This window comes from Rhizobium hidalgonense (genome assembly GCF_005862185.2).
GTDB lineage: Bacteria > Pseudomonadota > Alphaproteobacteria > Rhizobiales > Rhizobiaceae > Rhizobium > Rhizobium hidalgonense.
Genome location: NZ_CP054027.1, coordinates 769,062 through 794,438, shown reverse-complemented (window position 1 = coordinate 794,438; position 25,377 = coordinate 769,062). Strand labels below are relative to the sequence as shown.

The window sequence follows — 25,377 nt, the reverse complement described above, 5'->3', positions numbered from 1 at the left end:
CGCCCTCTACTTGGAGGTCGGTGCACGACCATTCGAAATCCGTCGGCCAGCGCAGACGAATTAGTCCGAAGCATCGTCAATTTCCGTTGCCAGATTACCCGATAGGATTGCATAGTCGGAACGAAAATCACACGGGAGGTAGAAATGGCAAATCACAAGCCAGTCGCAGGCGACGTATACTTGCCTGTTTTCAGCATCGACGACGCGATTACCGGCGACATTCTCGAAAATACCAGTTCTACGGATGTCGATGGAGATACGGTACGCCTCAACTTCGTCAACGGACAACGCATTCCGCAACCGGCCAATGCAGGCTCGCCGCCCACGAGCACGGCAATCCAGGGGGAGTACGGCACGCTCACCGTTTATTCCGACGGCAGCTACACCTACGCACTCGATCACTCGAAGCCGGAGGTCGCAGCACTCGGACCGGGGGATGCGCTGGTCGAAAAATTCACCTTCAAAATATCAGACGGCAAAGGCGCCACCGACGTCGGCGCGCTCAGCATCGCAATTGACCTGCCGGAACGTGGCGATGTGTTCGTCAATTTTGAAGACGTCGGCCATAGCGACTTCCCCACAGGCTATAAAGGCTTCGACTGGGGCGCCTGGCGGGACGGAGACGATGCGACGGTGCGGGAGGAGGCCGACGGCAACCACTATCTGGGAGGCGGCGTCTTCTGGACACCCATCTATTCAGCGGATGGCGGCCCATTTCAGATCAAGCAATTCGAAGTGGCCAACGGAACGTCGAACTATGACAATGTGCTGACGATCGAAGGTCAGCTGAACGGCAATATTGTCTTCTCCACAACAGTGACCATAACCGCCGACAGCATCCACGATCCCCAGCTGATCGATCTCAGCGCTTACGGCCCGATCGATTACCTCCTGCTCGATAGCGAACCGATCGTCACGGAAGATAGCGGCCCTGATTATTTCGGCGCGCAATACGACAATTTTCACTTCCTCGTTTGACCGAGGGAGTGAAAAGGGCGCCGTAACGCCGAAAACTCTGCATCTTTTCCGAGCGCATGGTTAGCAACTTCTATCGGGTACCAATTTCTTGCGATAGCTGAGCGACCTGCACCTTGCTATCATTGGATCGTCCGAGGAGGGACGATTTTGCTGGGATGGAGGAAATGATGGAGTCAGTCGGGATCAGGTTAGCGGCGGTCATGTTCTCGCTCGCCGTATGGGCTATTATCATCGCTGCCGCATCGCATCTTTGGTCGACGAAGATACCTGTCTTGCTTTTGGCGCTCTACAGATAGAACTGTCCTCGGCGTTAATGCATGCCGCCCGGAAGTGTGTCGCGGTACCAGGCGGCATGCATAAAACAAAGAGCTAAAGCGCGCCGCATGAATCCAGTTCAATGCGACGCGCATTGGCGGACATCCTGCAGATCAGAGCTGAACCGTTTGTCCCCTCGCCGCCGCACTTGGCGCTGCGGTCAATGTGCTACGGCGGCGGCCGGAACCGGCTCAAAATCGAGCCGCAAATATCGCTAATTCTGCATTTGAGGAGATGGTAGCGGAGGAGGGATTTGAACCCCCGACACAAGGATTATGATTCCTCTGCTCTGACCTACTGAGCTACTCCGCCACTGGTCAAACGATGCCTGCTCGCGAAGCGTGCCGGCCCGTGGGATGAGCGGCTTATAAGGTGCGCCTCGGCTTTGTGTCAAGCGCATGATGGAGAAAAACGCTGGGCTTTGATGCCTGCCCTCTCCTGTTGATTTCAGGCGGCGACGGGGCTGGACAAAAGAGCCTTCAACGAGGCTTCGGCTGAAGGTTCCCGCTCCGAACGCTCGATGAAGCCGCCGCCGAAGACGCGGGCGTTGTCGCCGGGTGCCGAATAAAGCGCGCAGGCCTGACCGGGGGCGATACCCGCCTCGCCAACCGTAAGGTCGACATAGGTGCCGGTGGCATCGACGTGCAGCACGGCGGGCGCCGGCGCCCGTGTCGAGCGGACCTTGGCGTAGCAGGCAAAGCCTTTGCCGGAGGCGGCTTCCGCCAGCGTCTCGTCGCCCAGCCAGTTGACATCACGCAGGTAGACGCGGTGCGTTTCCAGCGCTTCTTTCGGGCCGACGATGACGCGGCGCGAGCGGGCATCGAGAAAGACGACATAGAGCGGCTCGCCGGTGGCAATACCGATGCCGCGGCGCTGGCCGATCGTGAAATGCAGAATGCCTTCATGGGTGCCGAGCACCCGGCCGTCGAGATGGACGATCTCGCCGGCGAGCGCCGCATTCGGCTTCAGCTTGGTGATGACGTCGGAATATTTGCCCTGCGGCACGAAGCAGATGTCCTGGCTGTCGGCCTTCTTGGCGACGACGAGGCCCATCTCTTCGGCAAGTCTGCGCGTCTCGGCCTTCGGCAGACCGCCCAAGGGAAAGCGGAGATAATCGATCTGTTCCTGCGTCGTGGCGAACAGGAAATAGCTTTGGTCGCGATCGGCATCGGCCGGCCGGTAAAGCGCGCGGCGGCCGGGATGCTCCGGCGACGGGTTCGGCCGCGAGCGGATATAGTGGCCGGTCGCCAGCGCATCGGCGCCAAGCTCCTTGGCGGTCGCCAGCAGATCGGCAAACTTGACGGTCTGGTTACAGGACACACAAGGGATCGGCGTTTCGCCGGCCACATAGCTTTCGGCGAAGGGATTGATCACCGTCTCGCGAAAGCGCTTCTCGTAGTCCAGAACGTAGTGCGGAATGCCGAGCGTTTCGCAGACGCGGCGCGCATCGTCGATATCCTGGCCGGCGCAACAAGAGCCTGCACGGTGAACGGCAGCCCCATGGTCGTACAACTGCAGCGTGATGCCGAGCACATCGTAACCCTGCTGTTTGAGAAGGCCGGCGACGACAGATGAATCGACGCCGCCCGACATGGCGACGACGACACGGGTCTCTTCCGGCTGCTTGTCAAAATCCAGTGTGTTCAACGGTGGTGCCAAATTCTGCGTGGGTCACGATCCGCCCTTGCGCTGCAATTGCGGCGGATTTGCCGATATCAGGCGGGATCGGCCGCCATTTCTCGATGAGGAACCGATATAGAAAGGATTGCATCGGGACGCAAGGGGCGGCCTCGGATCGCGGATTTGGAATACCCGGCGAAAGCAAGGCGCGGCCTAAGCCACGCCTTGGAAGCGGGGGGTGCGGCTCAGGTGCCGATCAGCTTGTTGCAGGCGAATGCGATGCCCGGATTGGCGATGATAGCGGTCAAGAGCGCCAGTCCGATGATCGAGAATGAATAGCGCTTCATAAACATCCTCCTTTTCCAGCCCGTAGGAATTATGCCGGTTCGGCCCCAATTCTCAAAATAACGAATGCTTGAGCAGGACGGCTGAACCGAAAATCGATCGACACAATAATTCAACCGCCATGGAACATTTCCCTCCATCATGCGTTGCAGGTGATCAATGTCGCAATCGAATTTCTGCGGAGGGTTGCATGGCCAGGTTCGGAACGGCAGCGGATTACAGCAGGATCAGACACTGGATCGAGAAACGCGGTGGGCATCCCGCCCGTATCAAGGACGCCCGGGACAGCGAAACCGTCGGCATCGACTTCTCCTCGGAACCGATGGAGGAAATTTCCTGGGACGAATTCTTCCAAGGTTTTGACGACAGCCGGCTCGCTTTTCTTCATCGCACGAAGGCAGAGGACGATGCCGCACGTCTCGGCCGGATGGTCCGCCGACGCAAGCACCACTGACTTCTGCCATTCCCGATGCAGCAAAAACCCGGCGCCCTTCCGCGCCGGGTTTTCCGTGTCTTGCCTTGGGAGGGCGAAACTCAGTCGATGTTAAAGGTGAGCAGCTTTGCCTGGCGGATTGCCGGGTGGGCTGTCAGCTGACCGAGCACGGCGTCATCCACCTCGCCGTCGACATAGAGCAGCGCGATGGCGTCGCCGCCCTGCTTGTCGCGGCCGAGCTGGAAGTTGGCGATATTGACGCCCGCAGTACCAAGCGTCATGCCGATGAAGCCGATCATGCCGGGAACGTCGGTATTGGTGATGTAGATCATGTGCGATCCGACGTCGGCATCGAGATTGATGCCCTTGATCTGGATGAAGCGCGGCTTGCCATCCGAAAACACCGTGCCGGCGACGGAACGCGTCATGCTCTCGGTCGTCACCGTCAGCTTGATATAACCATCGAACACACCTGTCTTGTCGCGCTTGACCTCGGAAAGCACGACGCCCTTTTCCTTGACCATGATCGGCGCCGAAACCATGTTGACGTCGGCGACCTGCGGGCGGATGAGACCGGCGAGCACGGCACTCGTCAGCGCCCGCGTGTTCATGTTGGCGGTGATGCCGTCATAGAGGATTTCGATTTCCTTGATCGGCTCCTCGGTGACCTGGCCGACGAAGGCGCCGAGCACATCGGCAAGGCGGATGAAGGGCTTCAGGATCGGCGCTTCCTCCGCGGTGATCGACGGCATGTTGATGGCGTTGGAGACCGCACCCTTGACGAGGTAATCCGCCATCTGTTCGGCCACCTGGAGGGCGACGTTTTCCTGGGCCTCAGTCGTCGAGGCGCCGAGATGCGGCGTGCAGACAACATTCGGCAGGCCGAAGAGCGGGCTTTCCTTGGCCGGCTCGACCTCGAAAACGTCGAAGGCGGCACCGGCGACATGGCCGGACTTGATGGCTTCAGCAAGGGCTGCCTCATCGACCAGGCCGCCACGGGCGCAGTTGATGATCCGCACGCCCGGCTTGGTCTTCGCCAGCGCTTCCTTGTTGAGGATGCCACGCGTCTTGTCGGTCATCGGCACGTGCAGCGTGATGAAGTCGGCCCGGGCGAAAAGCTCGTCGAGCTCGACCTTGGTGACGCCCATCTCCTCGGCGCGCTCCTTGGAGAGGAACGGATCATAAGCGACGACGTGCATCTTCAAGCCGATAGCGCGGGCGCAGACGATCGAGCCGATATTGCCGGCGCCGATGACGCCGAGCGTCTTGCCGGTGATTTCGACGCCCATGAATTTCGACTTCTCCCATTTGCCGGCCTGCGTCGAGGTATCGGCTGCCGGAAGCTGGCGGGCGACGGCGAACATCAGCGCGATCGCATGTTCGGCCGTGGTGATCGAATTGCCGAAGGGCGTGTTCATGACGATGATGCCGCGGCGCGAGGCGGCCGGGATATCGACATTGTCGACACCGATGCCGGCGCGGCCGACAACCTTGAGGTTCGTCGCCCCTTGAATGATCTTTTCCGTCACCTTGGTGGCAGAGCGGATGGCCAGACCATCATACTTACCGATGACGTCGAGCAGACGGTCCTTATCCTTGCCGAGCTGCGGTTCGAAATCAACTTCGACGCCGCGGTCGCGGAAGATCTGGACGGCGGTTTCCGACAATTCGTCGGATACGAGAACGCGAGGTGCCATTGTGGCCTCCTTCAAAAGTGTTCAGCGATGAATGAATCAGGGATGCCAGAGCATGATGCCGAAAAGTGTGAGCGGTTTTCGGACGACATCATGCTCTAATTCTTTGAATCGACTCCGCCCTGCGGCGGAGCCGGATGCGATCACGTCAGGCGGCCGCCTGAGCGAGCTGCGCCTTCTGCGTTTCGAAGGCCCAGGAAAGCCAGGGCATCAGCTTCTGCATGTCGGATGCCTCGATCGTGGCGCCGGCCCAGATGCGCAGGCCCGATGGCGCGTCGCGGTAGTGGCCGACGTCATAGGCCACACCTTCCTTTTCCAGGAGGCCGACCAGCCCCTTGGCGAAAGCGGCCTGGCCGTCGTCGTCAAGCGCCGTGATGTCCTTGTCGACGATCTTCAGGCAGACGGAGGTGTTGGAGGCCGTTTCCGCCTTGACGGCGAGATTGGCGATCCAGTCGTTGGCCGCGACGAAATCGTGGATGACCTTGGCATTGGCATCGGCGCGGGCAATCAGCGCCTTAAGGCCGCCGAGGCCCTTGGCCCAGACCAGCGCATCGATATAGTCCTCGACGCAGAGCATCGACGGCGTATTGATCGTCTCGCCCTGGAAGATGCCTTCCGTCAACTTGCCGCCCGAGGTCATGCGGAAGATCTTCGGCAGCGGCCAGGCGGGCGTATAGGTGGTGAGACGCTCGACGGCGCGCGGCGAGAGGATGATGACGCCATGCGCGCCCTCGCCGCCCAGAACCTTCTGCCAGGAGAAGGTGACGACATCGAGCTTGGCGAAATCGAGTTCCTGCGCGAAAGCAGCCGAGGTGGCATCGCAGATCGTCAGGCCCTTGCGGTCGGCAGGGATGAAATCGGCGTTCGGCACGCGCACGCCCGACGTGGTGCCGTTCCAGGTGAAGACGACATCGCGATCGAAATCGACGGCGGCGAGATCGGGAAGCTCGCCGTAACCGGCTTCGAGCCTGCGCACATCCTTGAGCTTCAGCTGCTTGACGACATCGGTGACCCAGCCGGCGCCGAAGCTTTCCCAGGCGAGCATGTCGACGCCACGTTCGCCGAGCAGCGACCAGAGCGCCATTTCGACGGCGCCGGTATCGGACGCCGGAACGATACCGATGCGGTAATCCGCCGGCACGTCGAGAATTTCACGGGTAAGGTCGATGGCCTGCTTGAGCTTGGTCTTGCCGACCTTCGCGCGGTGCGAACGGCCAAGGGCCGCGTCGGAAAGGGCATCGAGCGACCAACCGGGGCGCTTCGAGCAGGGGCCAGAAGAAAAATGAGTATTGTGCGGACGGATGTCCGGCTTTGCGGTCTTCGCCATGATGCTATCCTCTCAGATAGAAAGCCCTTCGTTGGGGAAGGGTGTCCCGCCGCCGTGTGTATGGATAGCAGACGCCATAGTCAAGATCGAAGTGTCGCAGAGAGAGGATATTTTGACGCAGGCACGATTGACGCAGCAAAAAGCCGCCCGGGCGGGCGGCTTTCTGATGGAGAAGAATTGAGCTTACTTGTAGACCGCCGGCTGCAGCGGGATTTCCGGCGGCGGTTCGTAGCTCGCCTGGGCGCAGCCGCCGAACAGATAGCGGGCGCCGACGCGGGCTTCGTGGACGCTGAGACCCTTGTCGCGGCCAGGGCCGCCGTTTTCGGCGTATCCGAACATGTTGCCGCCGTCGATATGTAGATAGCGGTAGCCGACATCGGCCTTGACGTTGCAGGTGACGTCGATCGAGGCGCCGGCCATGAGGGCGTAAGTAAAGCGCCAGTTGCCCTTGCCGCCATGGGTGACCTGGTCATCGCAGAAGCTGCCGTCATCGGCGCAGGCGACGTTTCGCAGGTTCTTCCACTTGACGTAGGAACCACCGATACCGGCGCCGACGTAGGGCGTGACATAGCCGTAGGTGCCGAGATCGACGTAGGCGTTGGCAAGCAGCGTATAGGCGGTCAGCGAAGAGCGGTCGCTCGACGTGCAATCCACCAGGGGGAAGCCGCACTGTCCGACCGTCGAGCCTTTGAAATCAGCCTGCGTCAAATAGTCGAAGGTCAGATCGGTGCGCAGATAGCTGTTGATCTGATAACCGACACCGCCGCCGATCGTCCATGCGTCGTCGAGGTCTGCATCGTCAAAATCGACTTCGGTGGCGTTGCTGCCCTGGAAATAACGCGCTCCGCGCAGATCGGTGAAGGCATAACCGACATCGCCGCGCAGATACCAGCCGGTCGCTTCAGTGACCGTCACCTCGGGCGGCTGCTCCGGGATCGGCTCGGCAGGGGCGAGGTCCGCGGAATAGGCGTTTGTCGCGATCAACAATGCGGCGAAGATGCCGGACAAGCTTCTTTTCATGGATCCCACTCCAAAATCCGTTGGGTCGGCAGGCTGAAGTCGCTGCCAAACTGATACGCTTCGGATGGATAATGAAGGGGAAACGTTAAAAGCTGCTTAACCACGATTATTTACCGTATTTTGCAGATACTCCTGAAAGAAAACAGCGATCGCAGCGATAAGAATTCGGCCTTCAGCGACTATAGAATCTGGCTGAATCGAACTCGCATGACGAAAAAGCCGGCGCATGCGCACCGGCTTCTTCAGTAATCTATTGTCACAGGATCAGGCGGCGGTGCGCACGTTCGAGATCGTGCCGATCAGCTCGTTAACGATGCGCTCGATCTGGGCGCGGTCGTCACCCTCGGCCATGACGCGGATCAGCGGCTCGGTGCCTGAGGGGCGGATGACGAGGCGGCCGTTCTTGGCGAGCTCGGTTTCGGCATCGGCGATCGCCTTCTGCACCTGGAGATCCTCCAGCGGCTTGCCGCCGCTGATGCGGACATTGCGCAGGAGCTGCGGCACCGGCTCGAAGCGGCGGCAGACCTCGCTGACGGTCCGCCCGGTCCGCTTCACCGCAGCCAGGATCTGCAGCGCGGCGACCAGACCGTCGCCGGTCGTACCGTAGTCAGAAAGCACGATGTGGCCCGATTGCTCGCCGCCGACATTGTAGTTGTGCTGGCGCATATGCTCGACGACGTAGCGGTCGCCGACCCGCGTTCGGGCAAGCGCCATGCCGCGCTCGTCGAGGAAGCGCTCCAGGCCGAGATTGGACATCACGGTGGCGACAATGCCGTTGCCGCGCAGCTGCTGGTTCTCGGCCCAGCTCTCGGCGATGACGGCCATCAGCTGGTCGCCGTCGACGATCGAGCCGTTTTCGTCGACGATGATGACACGGTCCGCATCGCCATCGAGCGCAATGCCGATATCGGCACGCACCTCGTCGACCTTCTTCTGCAGCGCCACCGGGCTGGTGGAGCCGCAATTAAGATTGATGTTGGTGCCATTCGGCTCATTGCCGATGGTGACGACTTCGGCGCCGAGTTCCCAGAGCACGGCAGGCGCCACTTTGTAGGCAGCACCATTGGCGCAGTCGATCGCAATCCTCAGCCCCTGCAGCGTCACGTCGCGCGGCAAAGTCCGTTTGGCATGTTCGATATAGCGGTCATGCACGCCATCGACGCGCTTGGCGCGCCCGATATCGTCGGATTTGGCAAGCTGCGCGTTCAGGTCCTTTTCGAGCAGATCCTCGATCTCGGCTTCGAGATCGTCGGAAAGCTTGTAACCATCAGGGCCGAAGAGCTTGATGCCGTTATCCTCATAAGGATTGTGCGAAGCCGAGATCATCACGCCGATATCGCAGCGCAGCGAGCGCGTCAGCATGGCGACGGCAGGCGTCGGAATCGGGCCGAGAATAAAGGCATCCAGACCGGCAGCGGTGAAGCCTGCGACCATGGCGTTCTCAAGCATATAACCGGAGAGGCGCGTATCCTTGCCGATGACGACGCGGTGGCGGTGATTGCCGCGGCGGAAGATCGTACCGGCAGCAATGCCGACCCGCATGGCGAGATCCGGCGTCATCGGGAAGACGTTGGATTGGCCGCGTATGCCGTCCGTACCGAAATAGCGTCTCTTCATCTGCACTCCTGCGCTTTCCGCGCGCCATTCAAGGCAGCGCACCATTCCAAGCTAGTCCGGCTTCCATGGAATGTCGTCGATCCAGGAGCGTGAATCATGCTTGCCTCAATTCAGCGGAATGCCACAAAATGCGGCGATCGGCACGTAAATTAGCAAGAAAAATGATTATATCCCGTTACCAATAGAAAAGGCCGGACCTTCCGCTGGGGAAAATTCGGCCTTTGTTCAAGATCGTGCCAACCGCTCAATGCGGCTGCGGTTCGAGGCCGGCTTCGGGCTCATCACCCTTGGCGGCGGGCCTTGCGCCGGCTTTCGGAACCGCCGAGCCGCGGCTTGGCGGCGAATCATCGCCGAGATCGCGCGACGGCTTCTCACCGCGGATCAGCGCCTTGATCTCTTCACCGGTCAGCGTCTCGTATTCGAGCAGACCCTCGGCAAGGGCGACGAATTCGTCGTGCTTATCCGTCAGGATCGTGCGGGCCTGCGTATAGGCTTCGTCGATCAGGCGGCGCACTTCATTGTCGATCTTCTGCGCGGTTGCTTCCGAAACGTTCTTCGACTGCGAAACCGAATGCCCGAGGAAGACTTCCTGCTGGTTCTCGCCATAGGCGACCTGACCGAGCTCGTCGGAGAAGCCCCATTGCGTGACCATGGCGCGGGCAAGTTTGGTGGCCTGCTCGATGTCGGAGGAGGCACCCGAAGTGATGTTCTCCTTGCCAAAGGTGAGCTCTTCGGCGACGCGGCCACCCATCATGATGCACAGGCGCGACACCATCCACTTGTAGCTCATCGAGTAGCGGTCGCCCTCAGGAAGCTGCATGACCATGCCGAGCGCACGGCCGCGCGGAATGATCGTCGCCTTGTGCAGCGGATCGGCGACGGCGACGTTAAGCGCGGTGATGGCGTGACCGGCCTCATGGTAAGCGGTGAGCTTCTTTTCCGCCTCGGTCATGGCCGAGGAACGGCGCTCGGCGCCCATCATGATCTTGTCCTTGGCGTCTTCGAATTCCTGCATGGTGACGACGCGCTTGTTGCGGCGGGCGGCCATGAGAGCGGCTTCGTTGACGAGGTTCATCAGATCGGCGCCGGAGAAGCCGGGCGTGCCGCGGGCGAGAACCTTGAGATCGACATTCGGCGCCAGCGGAACGTTGCGCGCATGCACCTTGAGAATGCGCTCGCGGCCGACGATATCCGGGTTCGGCACCACGACCTGACGGTCGAAACGGCCGGGACGCAGCAGCGCCGGGTCAAGCACGTCGGGGCGGTTGGTGGCGGCAATCAGGATTACGCCTTCATTCGCCTCGAAGCCATCCATTTCCACAAGCAGCTGGTTCAGCGTCTGTTCGCGTTCGTCATTACCGCCGCCGAGACCGGCGCCGCGATGACGACCGACGGCATCGATTTCGTCGATGAAGATGATGCAGGGCGCATTCTTCTTCGCCTGCTCGAACATATCGCGCACGCGGCTGGCGCCGACGCCGACGAACATTTCGACGAAGTCAGACCCGGAAATGGTGAAGAAGGGCACGTTGGCTTCGCCGGCAACCGAGCGGGCAAGCAGCGTCTTGCCGGTGCCCGGAGGGCCGACGAGCAGCACGCCGCGCGGGATCTTGCCGCCGAGACGCTGGAACTTCTGCGGATCCCGCAGGAATTCGACGATTTCTTCGAGATCCTGCTTGGCTTCGTCGACACCGGCGACGTCTTCGAAGGTGACACGGCCATGCGCTTCGGTGAGCAGCTTGGCCTTCGACTTGCCGAAGCCCATCGCGCCGCGCGAGCCGCCCTGCATTTGCCGCATGAAGAACAGCCAGACGCCGAGGATGAGCAGCATCGGCAGCAGCGTCCCGAGGTAGCTCAGAAAGCCGGAGGAACCATCGGTCTCCGGACGCGCGGTGACGGCAACGTTTTTGGCCTGCAGGCGGTCGAGCAAGCTGTCGTCGATGACGGGCGAATAGGTCTGGAAGTTATTGTTATTCTCCAGATATGTTCCGCTCAGCCGATTGCCGGTGACCACGACATCCTTCACGCGGCCCGCATCGACCTCACGCAGAAACTGCGAATAAGGGATCTCCCGGGAGCCCGTCTGCGCCGGCGCCGTCTGGAACATACTGAAAAGGGCGATCAGCAGAAGCGCTATGATCGCCCACAAGGCGAAATTACGTAAGTTAGGGTTCATTGAACTCCCCAGCACTGGAACAGCCGCCTCATGGCGACCGTCTTATTCGTTTCTAACATAGGGTTGCGCCGTGCGATTGCCAAGGCGATCCCCCAGGTCAGATGGTTTTTCCGTCAATACTTCTTAAAGGCGGCCTCGCATAGGGCGCCGTCGCGAAAACCGCCGAAAGCCTGTTGGCAAAGATGAAATCAAATCGTGTCAAAAAGCGGTCGAAGGGTGCGAAATAGGGCGTGAGGCCGATTGCCCCGGCGGTTTCCGGAGATAATGGGGCTTTGTCGGCGGACAAGACCGGTGCCGAGGCCATGGCGCGTCTCCATGCTGCCTTGGGAAGCCCCCTACCCCACCCTTCCTCATTCCTCTCCTCGGGCTTGACCCGAGGATCAAGCCCGAGGAGAGGAATGAGGGAGGAGCGGCCGGCTTGCCCTTCTATTCTTGTGGCTATTGCCGACCCATTGCGCACACGAAACCTCCCATCCCACACCCCTGCCTCTCCCGGCTGCAATACCAGCGGCGTTGTCCCCCGGGTCTCGCGGGAAAAATAAAGCCCGTCACGCCTGAGATCGAACACCACCCGGCCGACCGTCATCCGGCCTGGGTCGCCGCCGCCGGCAAACCGGAGAAGGCGCTCCATCTGCGCCCTGCCCGGCACAAACGGCTGCCCGCCGAAAACGGCCGTCAGGCGGCCCAGTGCATAGTCGAGTACTGCCCGATCCTGCCTCAACCCGTCTGGCATCACCTGCCCGAGCAAACCGCCGTGAAGCCTGAAATGACGATCCAGCCATTCGGCGCCTCTGGACGAAAGAGCCAGCCGCTCCTCCCAGGCGGCACGAATGTCCTGCTCCGCAGATGCATCGGCCGAAAGCCGCTGGCGCGTCCGCACGCGCTCGTACCTCATATCCTCGTTGCTGGGATCGTCGATCCAGCGCGTACCTCGCTCCCTCAGGAAGGCCCGGATATCCGCCCGGGTGGAAAAGAGAAGCGGCCGCAAAATCCAGAAACGCCGGTCGAAAAGCACCGCATCGGCAATACCGGTCGAGATCTGCGCCGTTCGCATGCCGCGCATGGCAAGCGTTTCGCGCTGATCGTCGAATGTATGGCCGGTGACAATGAGATCGGCTGCGACGCTTTCTGCGGCATTGGCGAGCAGGCCGTAACGCGCCTCGCGGGCTGCGGCCATGATACCGGTCTTCGGCTTGTCGCCTTGCCAGGTCATGATGGTGTGGGCAATGCCGAGCGATGTGCAGAGGGCTGCGACTTCACGCGCCTCGTCTGCGGAGTCGGCGCGCAACGCATGATCGACGGTCGCAGCGCATAGGGAAATCTCGAGATGCGGCGCGGCCTTCACGACTTCATCGAGAAGGAGAAGCAGGCCGGTGGAATCGCTGCCGCCCGAGATCGCGACGAGAATGCGTGCGGGGCTTTGGAGCGAGTTAAGAAACTGGAGGATCGCCTCTCGAGGCGAAGGGGCTTCCGGAGACATGCCGGAAGACCTTAGCAGGCGAGGCGCTTCTGTTCGCTTCCAACCTTGCTTATGACGGCACGCGAAGCCTTCGGGTAACGCTTCGAGACTTCGCGCAGCGTCGCACAGGCCGTCTCCTTATTGTCGAGGGCGGCAAGCGACATGCCGAGCTTCAACAGCATCTCCGGCGCCTTTTCTGATGTGCCGTATTTCTGGTGCGCATTGAGGAAGGTTTTGGCCGCCTCATTGTACTTGCCCTGCGAATAGAGCGCCTCGCCAAGCCAGAAATTGGCGTCCGCCGCCCGCGCGCTGCTCGGGTAGCGGGTGATGTATTGGGTAAACTCCTGTTCGGCCGTGCTGTAATCGCCGGACAAGACATGACCATAGGCCGCCTTGTATTGGTCAGCCTCACCGCCGAGCGAGGCGGTTTGCTGCGGCGCGCCGGGATTGGCATCAGGGATAGGGCCGGAGCCGACAGTGGCGTTGTCGTCGACTGTCCCGCCGACCGCATTGCCGTTCTGATCGAAATCGATCGAGCCGAGCTCCTTCGGCGGTTGGCCGAGGCCACTATTGCTGGGCACGTTGGTGGAGGGAGCCGTTTCGGCTCCCTGTGGTGCCTGGATCACCCTGGCAACGTCATCGCCGCCGGACGCTGCCGGAGCGGCATCGGTCTCGCTCTTCTTGACGGGGGCTTTGGCGCCGCCACCACCGGCACCCGTCTTTTCCAACTGCTGGAAGCGGAATTCATTGTCTTCCTGCTGCTTGCGGATTGTCTCCTGCATCTGCAGCAGCTGGAAGCTCATTTCCTCGATCCGGCCGTTCAGCTGCCGCAATTGCTCCTCGAGCTGCTGCACGCGAATCTCGGCGTCGCCGCTCTGCACCTTGACAACAGGCGGCGCCGCTTGGTTTTCCGCGGATCGGCCGCCGAGATGCAGCCCAAAGAACGAGGCGGAATAGGCCGCCCGTTCGCTCCCGGTCACAGCCGCGAGGCACAGCATGCCTGCCACGACAAGTTTCTTCATATGTATCGTCCTGTCCCAGTGATTCTTCGCACCTCGATGGCACGAACAGGAGATTTTTCCAATTGCTTTCAAAAAGCAACGGAGTCTGGCCAAAGTGTGGTCAAAAAGAAAAGGCGGCCCCTGATGGGACCGCCCTTCGAAAGCGAACTGAAATCGGCACATTACATGCCGGCGCCGCCGAGAACCGTGACCGCGCGGCGGTTCTGCGACCAGCAGGAAATATCGTCGCAGACGGCGACCGGACGTTCCTTGCCGTAAGAAATCGTCTTCAGGCGCTGCGCCGGGACGCCGCGAGAAGCGAGATAATCCTTGGCGGCAGCCGCACGGCGGGCGCCGAGCGCGAGGTTGTACTCGCGCGTGCCGCGTTCGTCGGCATGGCCTTCCACGGTGATCTGGTAGTTCGGGTAGCGGCCAAGCCACTGGGCCTGACGGTCGAGCGTCTGCGAAGCATCGGCGCGGATCGACGAGGAGTCGGTATCGAAGAAGATGCGGTCGCCGACATTGACCGTGAAGTCCTGGGCCGAGCCCGGCGTTGCCGCACCGGCGCCGAGGCCGATATCGCCGGCGCTGTTCGGCATGCCGCCGTTCTTCTTGGCGCAGCTTGCGAGCGCGAGACCGGCGACCAGCGCGATCATGACGGGGTTGCGGGCGAAATTCTGCATGCGGCTCATTGCCGGGGTATGAATTCGGCTCATGGCCGGTCTCCTTGCGAGTTCATCAGGGTTTCCGGACAGTAACCGCACTCGGTTAACCGCCCCTCAAAGATTATGGTTAACGATTTACTGATTTGTCCCGTGGTCGCCCGGTTTTCATGATTCTGAGGCGACATGAAGGCAGCCCTACTCCATAAGCGGCGACCAAGCCGGGTCTGAACCGTAGGACGGTGTCTTGATGGCCTGTTCATTGTAGCCGGTCAGATCGATCGAATAGAGCTGCGGACCGCCCGAGCCCGCCGCCTGACGGAAGAACATGATGACACGGCCATTCGGCGCCCAGGTCGGGCCCTCGTTGTGGAAACCAGTCGTGAGGATACGCTCGCCCGAACCATCCGGCTTCATCACGCCGATCGAGAACTTGCCGCCTGACTGCTTGGTGAAGGCGATGAGATCGCCGCGTGGCGACCAGACCGGCGTAGAGTAACGGCCATCGCCGAAGGAGATGCGGGTCTGCCCGGACCCGTCGGCATTCATAACATAAATCTGTGACTGTCCGCCGCGGTCACTTTCGAAGGCGATGCGGTTGCCGTCAGGCGCATAGGAGGGCGAGGTGTCGATCGCAGCCGTCGAGGTCAGTCGCGTCGTCGTGCGCGAACGCAGGTCCATCGTATAGATGTTGGAATTGGCGTCCTGCTGCAGGCTCATGATCACCTTCTGACCATCCGGCGAAAAGCGCGGCGAGAATGTCATGCCCGGGAAATTGCCGACGACTTCGCGCTGCCCGGTTTCGAGCTGCAGCAGATAGACACGCGGTTGCTGGTTGGCAAAGGACATGTAGGTGACCTCCTGCCGGCTCGGCGAGAAGCGCGGCGTCAGCACGAGATCGCTGCCATCAGTCAGCATGCGCACGTTGAAGCCGTCCTGGTCCATGATCGCCAGCTGGCGCTTGCGCTGCTGCTTGGTGCCGGATTCGGAGACGAAGACCACGCGGGTGTCGAAATAGCCTTCCTCACCGGTGATCTGCTTGTAGATCGCATCGGCGATGATGTGAGCCACACGGCGCCAGTTCTCCGGCTGCGTATAGAACTGCTGACCGGTCATCTGCTGCCCGGCGAACGGGTCCCAGAGCCGGAATTCGGCGCGAAGACGGCCATCTGCTTCCTTGGTAACCCGGCCGGTGACCAGCGCCTGTGCATTGATGACCTTCCAGTCCTCGAAACGCGGCGAAGCGTCGGGATTAGAAATCTTCTCGATGAAGGCTGTCTTGTTGATGGGTGCAAAGAGACCGGAGCGCTGCAAGTCGGCAGCGATGACTTGCGAAACCTGCGCGCCCATGTCGCCCTGGAAGTCGGTCACCGCGATCGGAAGCGGTTGGACGTTACCCTTTCGAAGATCAAGGGTGAGCACCGCGTTCGCCGGAGTCGTAAAGGCTGCAACCCCAATCAGGCCTACAATGACCATCAGAGCGCGAATGAGGGAACACTTGACCATATCAAATAAGCCTTTCAGCACTTCATGAATTCAATTTGCCGGCAGCGGCGTTCAAGACAACTTGCTTCCAAGCATCGTACTTATCTTTCGAAGCTAGACTCCTCGACATCTAGATTCCCAAGCTGCTCGCATCGAAGTTGAGAACGACCTCATTCCAAGCATCATATTTGTCCATCGGAAGGGTCGAGGAAAAGGAAGGAGCGGATTTCATCACGGCACGGTAAGCAGCGCTTTCCAGCGCACGACGCGTCGAATCGCTGCTGCTTCCACCAGACGATTCGATGTCCGGCTGACCGATAATGGCGCCGTCTCTGCCCAACTTGAAATGCACCGTGATCACTAGGCCGGAAAGGCCTTCCATTCCGGGTGTGACAAGCCAGTTGCCTTCGATCAAGCTGCGCATCGCATCTTCTTCGCTCTGGCTGAGTTTCGAGCCACCATTGCTCTTTTTCGCACCGAGCGATGCCTCCTGCGTCGAGCGCTTGGCGCCCCCTGCGGAAGGATCGGTCTTGTTCAGCAAGGCCGAAATCTCGTCGGCATTGAAATCGCTCTTCATCGTCGAGGCCGATTTCGCCGTTTCCTGCTTCTTGTCCGCCTTCTTCTTGTCGGTCGGCGTATCGGCGGTCTTCGGCTGGTCCGGGGTCTTTTCCGGCGGCTTCTCGGCAGGCTTCTGTGGCTCCGGCGGTTTTACTTGCGGCTTGGCGACAGGGGTCGGCACATTGTCCGGCAATGCTTCCGCGTCCGGCTTCGGCGGTTCCTCGGGCTTGGCCTGCTCTTCCGGCGGCTTTTCCTCCGGCTTCGGCGGCGTCACTTCGACGGGCTTCGGCGGCGGAATGGAAGCGACCTCCTTCGGCTGCTCGACCTCCGTTTCCTCCTTGACGATGTCCTTGACATCATTCGGCTTCGGATCGGTCTTCGGCATCGGCTTTTCGCTCGAATTCGCCGCGGCAGCCTCGCTATTGCTCGGCTTGGCGTTCGGCACAGGCGGCGTCTTCAGGTCGACATTGTTGTCGCCGGCATTCTCCGCGGGCTGGGCGATCGGCGGCCGTGTCGTCGGCACCGGCGCAGACGTCTCCTTCTTCGGAGCCTTCTTGTCGCCCTGCTGCATCTGGGTGATGGATTCCACCGGCACCAGATCGACCGGCATCGCCTCGAAATCCTCCACCTTGAAGGATTCAGGCGCGCTGAGCGACACCATCGCCCAGGTAAGCACCAGACAGTGCAGAACAGCAGATGTGACGACGCTGGTCTTCATCTTGAACGTTACTGGTCCTTCTTCTGCTGCGTCACGAGACCGATATTCTTGAAGCCGGCGCCCTGGATACGGGCCATGACGTCGGCGATGACGCCGTAGGGCGCTGTCGCGTCGCCGCGCACGAAGATACGTTCGTTATAGCCGGTGGTAGCGATCGCCTCGAGCTTGGCTGCGATCTCGGCAGCCGGGATCGGGGTCTCCTGCAGAAACACTTCGCCGTCGTTCTTGACGGAGATGGTGATCGGCTGCGTCTCGGAATTCAGCGCCTTGGCCTGCGTTTCCGGCAGGTCGATCGGCACGCCGACAGTCATCATCGGTGCTGCGACCATGAAGATGATCAAAAGCACGAGCATGACGTCGACCAGCGGCGTCACGTTGATTTCGGAGATCACGGCCTTGTTCCGACCGCCGCGACGGCGGCGTCCGCCGCCCCCGCCGCCATTGCCTCCAACAGCCATACCCATGTTAGTATACTCCGTTGGTTACTGAGCGGCAGCGCGCGGCTGCAGTTTCTCGTCGATCTGGCGCGAAAGTATGGCGGAGAATTCATCCGCGAAACCTTCCATGCGACCCGAGAGCTTGCCGGCATCGGCAGAGAACTTGTTGTAGGCGATAACCGCCGGGATAGCGGCGACGAGGCCAATCGCGGTCGCAAGCAGCGCTTCGGCGATACCGGGCGCGACGACCGCAAGGTTGGTCGACTTCGAGCCGGCAATCGCCTGGAACGAGGTCATGATGCCGACGACCGTGCCGAAGAGACCGATGAACGGACCGGCTGAACCGATCGTTGCCAGTGATCCGAGACGGGCGCCGAGAAATTCCGATTCGCGTGACAGCGTCACGTCCATCGCCCGGTCGATACGCATCTGCAGGCCGATCGGCGAACGGGCGCCGCGCTCGAAAGATTTTTTCCATTCGCGCATGGCGGCCACGAAGATCGCCGCCAGTCCGGTATTGCTGCGTTCCGACAGTGAGCGGTAGAGTTCTTCCAGCGACTGACCCGACCAGAACACCTGCTCGAACTTGTCGAACTGGCGCCGTGCGCGGCCATAGGCCAGGTATTTGTCGATGACGATCGCCCAGGTCCACACCGAGGCTGCGATGAGCCCGAGCATGACGAGCTTGACGACGATGCCGGCCTGCATGAAAAGCGACCAGAGGCTGACGTCCGTCGTTGCTGCTGCCAATCCTATTTGTTCCATTGGTCCAAAATCCCCGAATCCAAACGCCCGGCGCTAGACCGGGCGGCACAAACTGATCTCGCAAGAAGTGTCCGGCGACCGCCGCCCAAAGCCCTGGTCAAACTTCCAAGCTCATCTTCCGCCTTCTTGCCGTCAAATTTGGTCAAAGGAAGGCGTGCACCGCACAAACTCCGACTTTCCCAGTAAGACACTATTATGGTTAATAGATCGTTAGTGCCGGACTGTGACAGTAAGCCTGCATCTGGAAGATTTCGTTCCACGGTTTACTTGACCGGAGCAAGATCCGGCTGCCGAAAAAGCACTCATCCTGCGGCACGGGAATTCCTTCACATAAAATTCAAGTTTTGACAAGCCTGAATTCCGGACGATTCGCAGCCCGATGCAGATGACTTTAGGCCGCCCGGCCTAAAGTCATCTGCATCTAAATCAAAAACAGAGCATGATGTCGTCCGAAAACCGCTCACACTTTTCGGCATCATGCTCAAAGCGGCGTGCTGCCTTCCAGGAATTTCGCCGCCAATGTTTCCGGCAGCCGCCGCGGCCGTCCCCTGGCGTTAATGACGGCGATGATCACCTTGGCGGCGATCAGCAGCGTCTCGCCCGAACGAATCTGCTGATTGAGCACCATCTTGGCGCCGCCGGCTTTTTCCGTATGAGTCAGGATCGTCAGCACATCGTCCATGCGCGCCGGGCTCTTGAAGTCGATCTCCATGCGGTGGACGACGAAGACGAGGCCCTCCTCATCGGCACTGACGAGCTCGCGCTGTTCGACACCGAGGCAGCGCAGATAATCGGTGCGGCCGCGCTCCAGGAAATGCAGGTAGCGGGCGTGATAGACCAGGCCGGAGAAATCCGTGTCTTCATAATAGACCCGCTGAACGAGGCGATGTCCGGCCTCCGTCAGCTCTCCCGAAATGGAAAAAGGGCGTTCTGTCATAATTTTCTCCAAACTTCGGTGCCCTCTTTGGCGCAACGCTTTCCGCCAGGCAAGCATTGAATGTCCGACCGGCAGGCATTGAATGCCCAGCCGGTAGGCGTTGAATGATTGTCATAATTCCTAACTATTCCCGATAGCGAACGAACCGATCAGGAGACGATGCGATGAAGATTGCGGTTATGGGCGGAGATGGTTTCATTGGCTGGCCGACATCGCTGCATCTCTCCGATGCCGGTCACGACGTCCATATCCTCGACAATCTCTCACGCCGCTGGATCGACACCGAACTCGGCGTTCAATCGCTGACACCGATGGATTCGATCCAGGAGCGGACCCGCATCTGGCATACCGAAACCGGACGCCGCATCCACTTCAATCTGATCGATCTCGCCAAGGACTACGAACTCCTGAAGAAATGGCTTTCCGAGCATCGCCCAGATGCGATCATCCACTTCGCCGAACAGCGGGCCGCACCCTATTCGATGAAGAGCGACCGCCACAAGAATTACACCGTCAACAACAATGTCAGCGCCACGCACAACCTCTTGAACGCGCTGACCGAACTCAATCTCGACGCCCATCTCATCCACCTCGGCACCATGGGGGTCTACGGCTATTCGACGGTCGGCGCAGCGATCCCCGAGGGCTACCTGCCGGTCGGCATCGAAACTCCAGCCGGCGAGACGGTCAGCCAGGAGATCCTCTATCCCTCCAATCCCGGCTCGATCTACCACATGACCAAGTGCCTGGATCAGCTTCTCTTCCAGTTCTACGCCAAGAACGACGGATTGAGGATCACCGACCTGCACCAGGGCATCGTCTGGGGCACGCATACCGCGCAGACGCGCCGCCATGCGCAGCTGATCAACCGTTTCGATTACGACGGCGATTACGGCACCGTGCTGAACCGCTTCCTCATCCAGGCGGCGATCGGCTATCCGCTGACCGTGCACGGCACCGGCGGCCAGACCCGCGCCTTCATCCATATCCAGGATTCGGTGCGCTGCATCGAGCTGGCGCTTGAGAATCCACCGGCCCGCGGCGCGCGTGTCGAGATCTTCAACCAGATGACTGAAACCCACCGGGTGCGCGACCTCGCGCAGATGATCGCGGGGATAAGCGGCGCCGACATCGCCTGGCTGCCCAACCCGCGCAAGGAAGCCGCCGAAAACGAGCTGATCGTTCAAAACGAGAAATTCCGAACTCTCGGCCTCGAACCGATCACGCTGGAAGCCGGCCTGCTCGGCGAGATCGTCGACGTCGCCAAGAAATTCGCCTATCGCGTCGACCGCTCGCGCGTGCCTGCTGTTTCCGCCTGGACCAAGGACATCGCCGCGACGATCAATCACGATCCGGAAGGCAAGCGGCTGAAGTCGGTGTCGTGAGCGAAGGCCTGATGTGTTGAAGCCCGGCCAGTCCAATAGTCTCCCCCTCATTCCCGTCCTCGGGTTTAGCCCGAGGGATGTCACAGGAATCCAGCGCGCCCAAGTCATTGGCCGCAGGAGAGTCATTCACGGCGCGGACGCGCCGTGGCTGGATTCCTTTGACCAGCACAGGAATGAGGGCGTGGGTGGAAGCGGCCGGCGCCAATGACATCTACCTCAAACTTTGCCTACGTCACCCTCGTCACCAATGCCGACTACGCCCTGGGCGCGACCGCCCTCGTCCACTCACTGAGGCGCACCGCCATCAGCGCCGACATCGTCGTCCTCCACACCGCCGGCGTCGATGCGGCCGCCCTCGCCCCGCTCAAGACCCTCGGCTGTCGCCTGATCGAGGTCGAGCATCTGCCGCTGTCTGCCGCCTTCAACGAACGCCATGCGCGCGGCCAGCTCCATTCCGCGGCCCCCTTCACCAAGGGCCGCAAGCCGGATTTCCATTCGCCGCTCGACAATTTCTGCAAGCTCAGGCTGTGGCAGCTCGTCGAATATGAGCGCTGCGTCTTCATCGATGCCGACGCCCTGGTGCTGAAGAACGTCGACAAGCTCTTCCTCTACCCGGAATTTTCCGCCGCCCCCAATGTCTATGAAAGCCTCGCCGACTTCCGCCGCATGAATTCCGGCGTCTTCGTCGCCACGCCCTCGCATGACACATTCCGGCACATGCTCGAAAGGCTCGACAGGCCAGACACCTTCTGGCGCCGCACCGACCAGACCTTTCTGGAGACCTTCTTCCCGGATTGGCACGGCCTGCCGGTTTATTTCAACATGCTGCAATATGTATGGTTCACCATGCCGGAGCTTTGGGACTGGAAGAGCATTTCGATCCTGCACTACCAGTATGAAAAACCGTGGGAAAAAGATCATCTCAAGGCAGCGCAGCTACAACCTTTGATCGATTTGTGGCACCATTTCCACCATAACAGCGATGTGCCCGAGATTACGGCGCTGGACAATCCGGAAGGGGCAATATGAAGGTACTGGTATCCGGCGGAACGGGTCTCGTCGGCCGCTATGTCGTCGAGGAGCTACTGACCGCCGGCTATCAGGTGATCGTCGGCGGACGCCGTGCGCCCCACCCGCGCCTCTTCTCGCGCCCGGTCGAGTTTGCAGCCCTTTCGCTCGATCCCGACAAGGACCAGATCGACGTCTTCGACGATGCCTATTTCTTCGTCCACGCCGCCTTCAGCCATGTTCCGGGCAAATACCGCGGCGGCGAGGGCGACGATCCGAAGACCTTTCACAGGCTCAATCTCGATGGCACCGTCCGTCTTTTCGAAGCTGCCAAACGCGCAGGCACGCGCCGTTGCATCTTCCTCTCCAGCCGCGCCGCCTATGGTCAACATCCTGAAGGAACCGAGCTCTGGGAAACGATGCTGGCCAAGCCAGAAACCCTCTACGGCCAGGTCAAGCTCGATGCCGAACGCGCACTTGCCCACCTCTCCACCCCAGGTTTTGCCGGCGTAAGCCTGAGGGCGACCGGCATCTACGGCGATCTCTCGCCGAACAAATGGGACGGTGTCATCGCCGATTACCTCGGCGGCCGACCGGTTGATTCACGTGTGGGAACGGAGCTTCACGGCCGCGACCTCGGGCGTGCGGTGCGGCTGATGCTGGAGACAGAGAGCAGCCGTATCTCCGGCGAGGTGTTCAACGTCTCGGACATATCGGTCGACACGCGCGATATCCTTTCACCCATCCGGCGCGAGACCGGCTGTCGGCACCTGCTGCCGCCCCCCGCCGACAAGGGGGCGCTCAATCCCATGAGCACCGCAAAAATCCGTGCGCTCGGCTGGATGCCGGGCGGGGCGCCGTTGTTTGAGGAGACGATGCAACAGCTCGCCGCCGCGCTGCCGGCTGCCCCACAACACAGGTCCACGCAAGTCTGACGTTGCAAGATGCGCCGAAAAGCAATCGAGGCCCCGAACTGTCGGGGATTGTCCATGCAGGTCGCAACCACGTCTGCCTCCGTCATCTTGCGCGCCACGTCTTCAGCAGCGGTCATATCTGCCGCGGGAAACGAGACTGATCAGGGGGTGCTGAAGCTGCAGCGCAGTACCCAGACGCTGCAGCAGATGCGGCAGACTTTGGCGAATTCCGGGGATGAAGCCAAGACGAAGGCGCAACGCAAGCTCGAAGAGGCAAAGCAGCAATTGGAGATGCTGCGCAGCTCCAATATGCCGCCCGAAGTGGTCGCCCGTCTGGCCGCCGAACTGGCGCGCAAGCTCGGCACCGCCGCCTCCGAATTCGCATCATCAGTCGCGACCGGCAGCTCGGCCGCCGTCGCGGTAGATGCGACCCCGGATGCAGCGGCGGCCGCAACGAGCGGCGCCGACGCTGCGCTGACAGATGCCTCGGGAGAAACCGAAACCGCGACCGGCTCCGAGGAACCGGACGCCGCCACCAGCGCCCGCAAGGCCTATCAGAGCGTCGCCGAGGATGCCCCGAAATTCTCGACCATTTCCGCCGATGATCGAGAAACGATGGAAGAGTTCAAGGCGGTGGTGGGCGAACTCAAGCAATTGCTCGAAAAGGCGATGCACGATCTGCGGCAGCACAACCGGCAGACCGGGGCGAATGCCGTTCCTGATATGGCAGCTTTCTCCACCGACACCGCGACAAGACCGACAAGCATCGTCGTCTGATCTTCGGCCGCATCCCGCGACAGGGCGTGAAATGGGCGCAGCGCCGTCGCATCCGGCATTTGCATCGGGCACCCAGCCGTCTATGCTCGCTCGAACCTTTCCATATCCGGCGGATCGAATGACCGTGAAAGAACTGAAAGCGCAGCTGCGCAACGAACGACTGTCGGCACGCGACGCCATTTCTCCCGAGAACCGCGCCTCCAAAAGTCTCGCAATGGCCGATCATGCCGGCGAGGCCGTGGGCTTTGCGCTGGGCACGATTGTCTCCGGCTTCCTGCCGATCCGTTCGGAAGCTGATCTCAGGCCGCTGATGGCGCGATTTGCCGTGCGCGGTGCACGGCTCTGCGTGCCGGCGATCCTCGATCGGCAGACCATCGTCTTTCGCGAACTGGCCGAGGGTGCGCCGCTTGTCGATACCGGTTTCGGCACGGTCGGCCCTGGGGCGGATGCCGCCATTCTCGATCCGGAAATCATGCTGGTGCCGCTTTCAGCCTTCGATATCAGAGGCCACCGCATCGGCTACGGCGCCGGCCATTACGACCGCGCCATCGACCGACTAAGGCAAAAAGGCCTGCATCCGAAGCTGATCGGCATTGCATTCGACTGCCAGGAAGTGGCACATGTGCCCGACGAGCCGCACGACATAAGCCTGGATGCCATCCTGACAGAAAGCGGCCTTCGCTTTTTTGCCTCTTGGATTGGATAGGGAATGCGGCTGCTTTTTCTGGGTGACATGGTCGGCAAGACGGGACGCACAGCGGTCTGGGACCGCCTTCCGGGCCTGATCTCCGACCTCAAGCTCGATTTCGTCGTCGTCAACGGCGAGAATGCCGCCGGCGGCTTCGGCATCACCGAAGACATCTTTCTGGAAACGATCAATGCCGGCGCCGATGTGGTGACGACGGGCAATCACGTCTGGGACCAGAAGGAAGCCGTGGCTTTTGCCGGGCGCCACGATCAATTCCTGCGGCCGGCCAACTATCCGCAAGGCACGCCCGGCCGCGGCTCCGGCCTGTTCTATGCCAGGAACGGTGCGCGTGTACTCGTTGCCAACGTCATGGGCCGGGTCTTCATGCACCCGGAGCTCGACGATCCCTTCAAATCGGCCGAGGTGATCCTGGACGCCTGCCCGCTGAAGGAGCAGGCCGATGCGATCATTTTTGATTTCCACGCTGAAGCGACCAGCGAAAAGCAGTGCTTCGGCCATTTCGTCGACGGCCGCGCCAGTTTCGTCGTGGGCACCCACACGCATGTGCCGACGGCCGACACGCAGATCCTGAACGGCGGAACCGCCTATATGTCGGATGCCGGCATGTGCGGCGATTACGATTCCTCCCTCGGCATGGACAAGGAGGAGCCGCTCAACCGCTTCATCTCCAAGATGCCAAAGGGCCGCATGGAAGCAGCAAACGGGCCCGCGACGATCTGCGGCGTCGGCGTGGAGATTTCCGATGCGACGGGACTGGCCGAAAAGATCGCGCCGCTCCGGCTCGGACCGCGGCTGGCCGAGACGGTGCCGGATTTCTGGCGCTAATTCCATGTCGCCCGGAAGGGCGCAGCGGTTCCGGGATGACGACATGCGTAAAAACAAAGAGCTGAAGCGTTGCATGAATCAAGTTTGATGCGGCGCGCTTCAGCCCCATCCCGCGCAACACGCGATCGTGAGCATCCCTAGTCTGGACCGCTGCGACCTCATGCCGCATCCTCGCGCCGCCAATTCAAAGTGATGGAGCGCCGGAGGGTGGC

22 protein-coding genes and 1 tRNA gene are annotated in these 25,377 nt (G+C 60.9%); 8 read left to right on the top strand and 15 right to left on the bottom strand.

What is annotated here, in order from left to right; translation table 11 throughout:
- Positions 1-144 precede the first annotated feature (144 nt).
- Complete coding sequence (locus FFM81_RS03725; RefSeq protein ID WP_003566271.1) at positions 145-978, top strand: VCBS domain-containing protein; 834 nt, start codon at positions 145-147, stop codon at positions 976-978.
- A 550-nt stretch (positions 979-1,528) separates the two neighbouring features.
- Here FFM81_RS03725 and FFM81_RS03720 read toward each other — a convergent pair.
- Positions 1,529-1,605: transfer RNA gene (locus tag FFM81_RS03720), tRNA-Met, on the bottom strand.
- A gap of 135 nt (positions 1,606-1,740) precedes the next feature.
- The gene (gene mnmA / locus FFM81_RS03715; RefSeq protein WP_003566308.1) at positions 1,741-2,940 is read right to left on the bottom strand and encodes a tRNA 2-thiouridine(34) synthase MnmA; all 1,200 of its coding nucleotides are present in this window, start codon (positions 2,938-2,940) and stop codon (positions 1,741-1,743) included.
- 508 nt (positions 2,941-3,448) lie between these two features.
- Here mnmA and FFM81_RS03710 point away from each other — a divergent pair.
- Complete coding sequence (locus FFM81_RS03710) at positions 3,449-3,712, top strand: hypothetical protein (protein ID WP_003566311.1); 264 nt, start codon at positions 3,449-3,451, stop codon at positions 3,710-3,712.
- An 80-nt stretch (positions 3,713-3,792) separates the two neighbouring features.
- Here the strand turns inward: FFM81_RS03710 and serA are convergent, their stop codons facing one another.
- The 13 genes from serA to ybgC form a co-directional block, all read right to left on the bottom strand.
- Positions 3,793-5,388, bottom strand: coding sequence for a phosphoglycerate dehydrogenase (gene serA / locus FFM81_RS03705; RefSeq protein WP_003566312.1), 1,596 nt, complete (start codon positions 5,386-5,388; stop codon positions 3,793-3,795).
- A gap of 145 nt (positions 5,389-5,533) precedes the next feature.
- Positions 5,534-6,712: a phosphoserine transaminase gene (locus FFM81_RS03700; RefSeq protein WP_003566314.1), complete on the bottom strand. Its 1,179-nt coding sequence runs from the start codon at positions 6,710-6,712 to the stop codon at positions 5,534-5,536.
- A gap of 183 nt (positions 6,713-6,895) precedes the next feature.
- Positions 6,896-7,732, bottom strand: a complete 837-nt coding sequence (locus tag FFM81_RS03695) for an outer membrane protein (RefSeq protein ID WP_003566316.1) — start codon at positions 7,730-7,732, stop codon at positions 6,896-6,898.
- Between the two features lie 264 nt (positions 7,733-7,996).
- Positions 7,997-9,349: a phosphoglucosamine mutase gene (gene glmM, locus FFM81_RS03690; RefSeq protein ID WP_003566317.1), complete on the bottom strand. Its 1,353-nt coding sequence runs from the start codon at positions 9,347-9,349 to the stop codon at positions 7,997-7,999.
- Positions 9,350-9,593: 244 nt separating this feature from the next.
- Positions 9,594-11,525, bottom strand: a complete 1,932-nt coding sequence (gene ftsH / locus FFM81_RS03685; protein WP_003566319.1) for an ATP-dependent zinc metalloprotease FtsH — start codon at positions 11,523-11,525, stop codon at positions 9,594-9,596.
- 97 nt (positions 11,526-11,622) lie between these two features.
- Positions 11,623-13,005: a tRNA lysidine(34) synthetase TilS gene (tilS, locus tag FFM81_RS03680; protein WP_138385358.1), complete on the bottom strand. Its 1,383-nt coding sequence runs from the start codon at positions 13,003-13,005 to the stop codon at positions 11,623-11,625.
- Positions 13,006-13,016: 11 nt separating this feature from the next.
- Positions 13,017-14,006 carry a tol-pal system protein YbgF gene (gene ybgF, locus FFM81_RS03675; protein ID WP_025416990.1) on the bottom strand — a complete coding sequence of 330 codons (990 nt, stop codon included), beginning with the start codon at positions 14,004-14,006 and terminating at the stop codon, positions 13,017-13,019.
- A 161-nt stretch (positions 14,007-14,167) separates the two neighbouring features.
- The gene (gene pal / locus FFM81_RS03670) at positions 14,168-14,701 is read right to left on the bottom strand and encodes a peptidoglycan-associated lipoprotein Pal (RefSeq protein ID WP_097533167.1); all 534 of its coding nucleotides are present in this window, start codon (positions 14,699-14,701) and stop codon (positions 14,168-14,170) included.
- Positions 14,702-14,845: 144 nt separating this feature from the next.
- Positions 14,846-16,153, bottom strand: a complete 1,308-nt coding sequence (gene tolB / locus FFM81_RS03665; RefSeq protein ID WP_003566328.1) for a Tol-Pal system beta propeller repeat protein TolB — start codon at positions 16,151-16,153, stop codon at positions 14,846-14,848.
- A gap of 109 nt (positions 16,154-16,262) precedes the next feature.
- Entirely contained in the window at positions 16,263-17,408 is a 1,146-nt protein-coding gene (locus FFM81_RS03660) for a hypothetical protein (protein WP_003566330.1), read from the bottom strand.
- An 8-nt stretch (positions 17,409-17,416) separates the two neighbouring features.
- A complete protein-coding gene (gene tolR / locus FFM81_RS03655) occupies positions 17,417-17,872 on the bottom strand; it encodes a protein TolR (protein ID WP_003566333.1) in 456 nt (151 codons plus the stop codon).
- 18 nt (positions 17,873-17,890) lie between these two features.
- Entirely contained in the window at positions 17,891-18,610 is a 720-nt protein-coding gene (gene tolQ / locus FFM81_RS03650) for a protein TolQ (protein ID WP_003566335.1), read from the bottom strand.
- 481 nt (positions 18,611-19,091) lie between these two features.
- Entirely contained in the window at positions 19,092-19,547 is a 456-nt protein-coding gene (ybgC, locus tag FFM81_RS03645) for a tol-pal system-associated acyl-CoA thioesterase (protein WP_012485098.1), read from the bottom strand.
- A 164-nt stretch (positions 19,548-19,711) separates the two neighbouring features.
- Here ybgC and FFM81_RS03640 point away from each other — a divergent pair, with 164 nt between their 5' ends.
- The 6 genes from FFM81_RS03640 to FFM81_RS03615 all read left to right on the top strand — a co-directional run bounded on the left by FFM81_RS03640 (position 19,712) and on the right by FFM81_RS03615 (position 25,165).
- Positions 19,712-20,932: an NAD-dependent epimerase/dehydratase family protein gene (locus FFM81_RS03640; protein ID WP_025416994.1), complete on the top strand. Its 1,221-nt coding sequence runs from the start codon at positions 19,712-19,714 to the stop codon at positions 20,930-20,932.
- 204 nt (positions 20,933-21,136) lie between these two features.
- Entirely contained in the window at positions 21,137-21,961 is an 825-nt protein-coding gene (locus FFM81_RS03635; RefSeq protein ID WP_025416995.1) for a glycosyltransferase, read from the top strand.
- Positions 21,958-22,875 (top strand): NAD-dependent epimerase/dehydratase family protein, encoded by a 918-nt coding sequence (locus FFM81_RS03630; protein ID WP_003566346.1) that lies wholly within the window; start codon positions 21,958-21,960, stop codon positions 22,873-22,875. Before FFM81_RS03635 ends, FFM81_RS03630 begins: the two co-directional genes overlap by 4 nt.
- Positions 22,876-22,929: 54 nt before the next feature.
- Positions 22,930-23,631, top strand: a complete 702-nt coding sequence (locus FFM81_RS03625) for a hypothetical protein (RefSeq protein ID WP_025416996.1) — start codon at positions 22,930-22,932, stop codon at positions 23,629-23,631.
- A gap of 118 nt (positions 23,632-23,749) precedes the next feature.
- Positions 23,750-24,337, top strand: a complete 588-nt coding sequence (locus tag FFM81_RS03620; protein ID WP_003566353.1) for a 5-formyltetrahydrofolate cyclo-ligase — start codon at positions 23,750-23,752, stop codon at positions 24,335-24,337.
- 3 nt (positions 24,338-24,340) lie between these two features.
- Positions 24,341-25,165: a TIGR00282 family metallophosphoesterase gene (locus tag FFM81_RS03615; RefSeq protein ID WP_138385357.1), complete on the top strand. Its 825-nt coding sequence runs from the start codon at positions 24,341-24,343 to the stop codon at positions 25,163-25,165.
- Positions 25,166-25,377 lie beyond the last annotated feature (212 nt).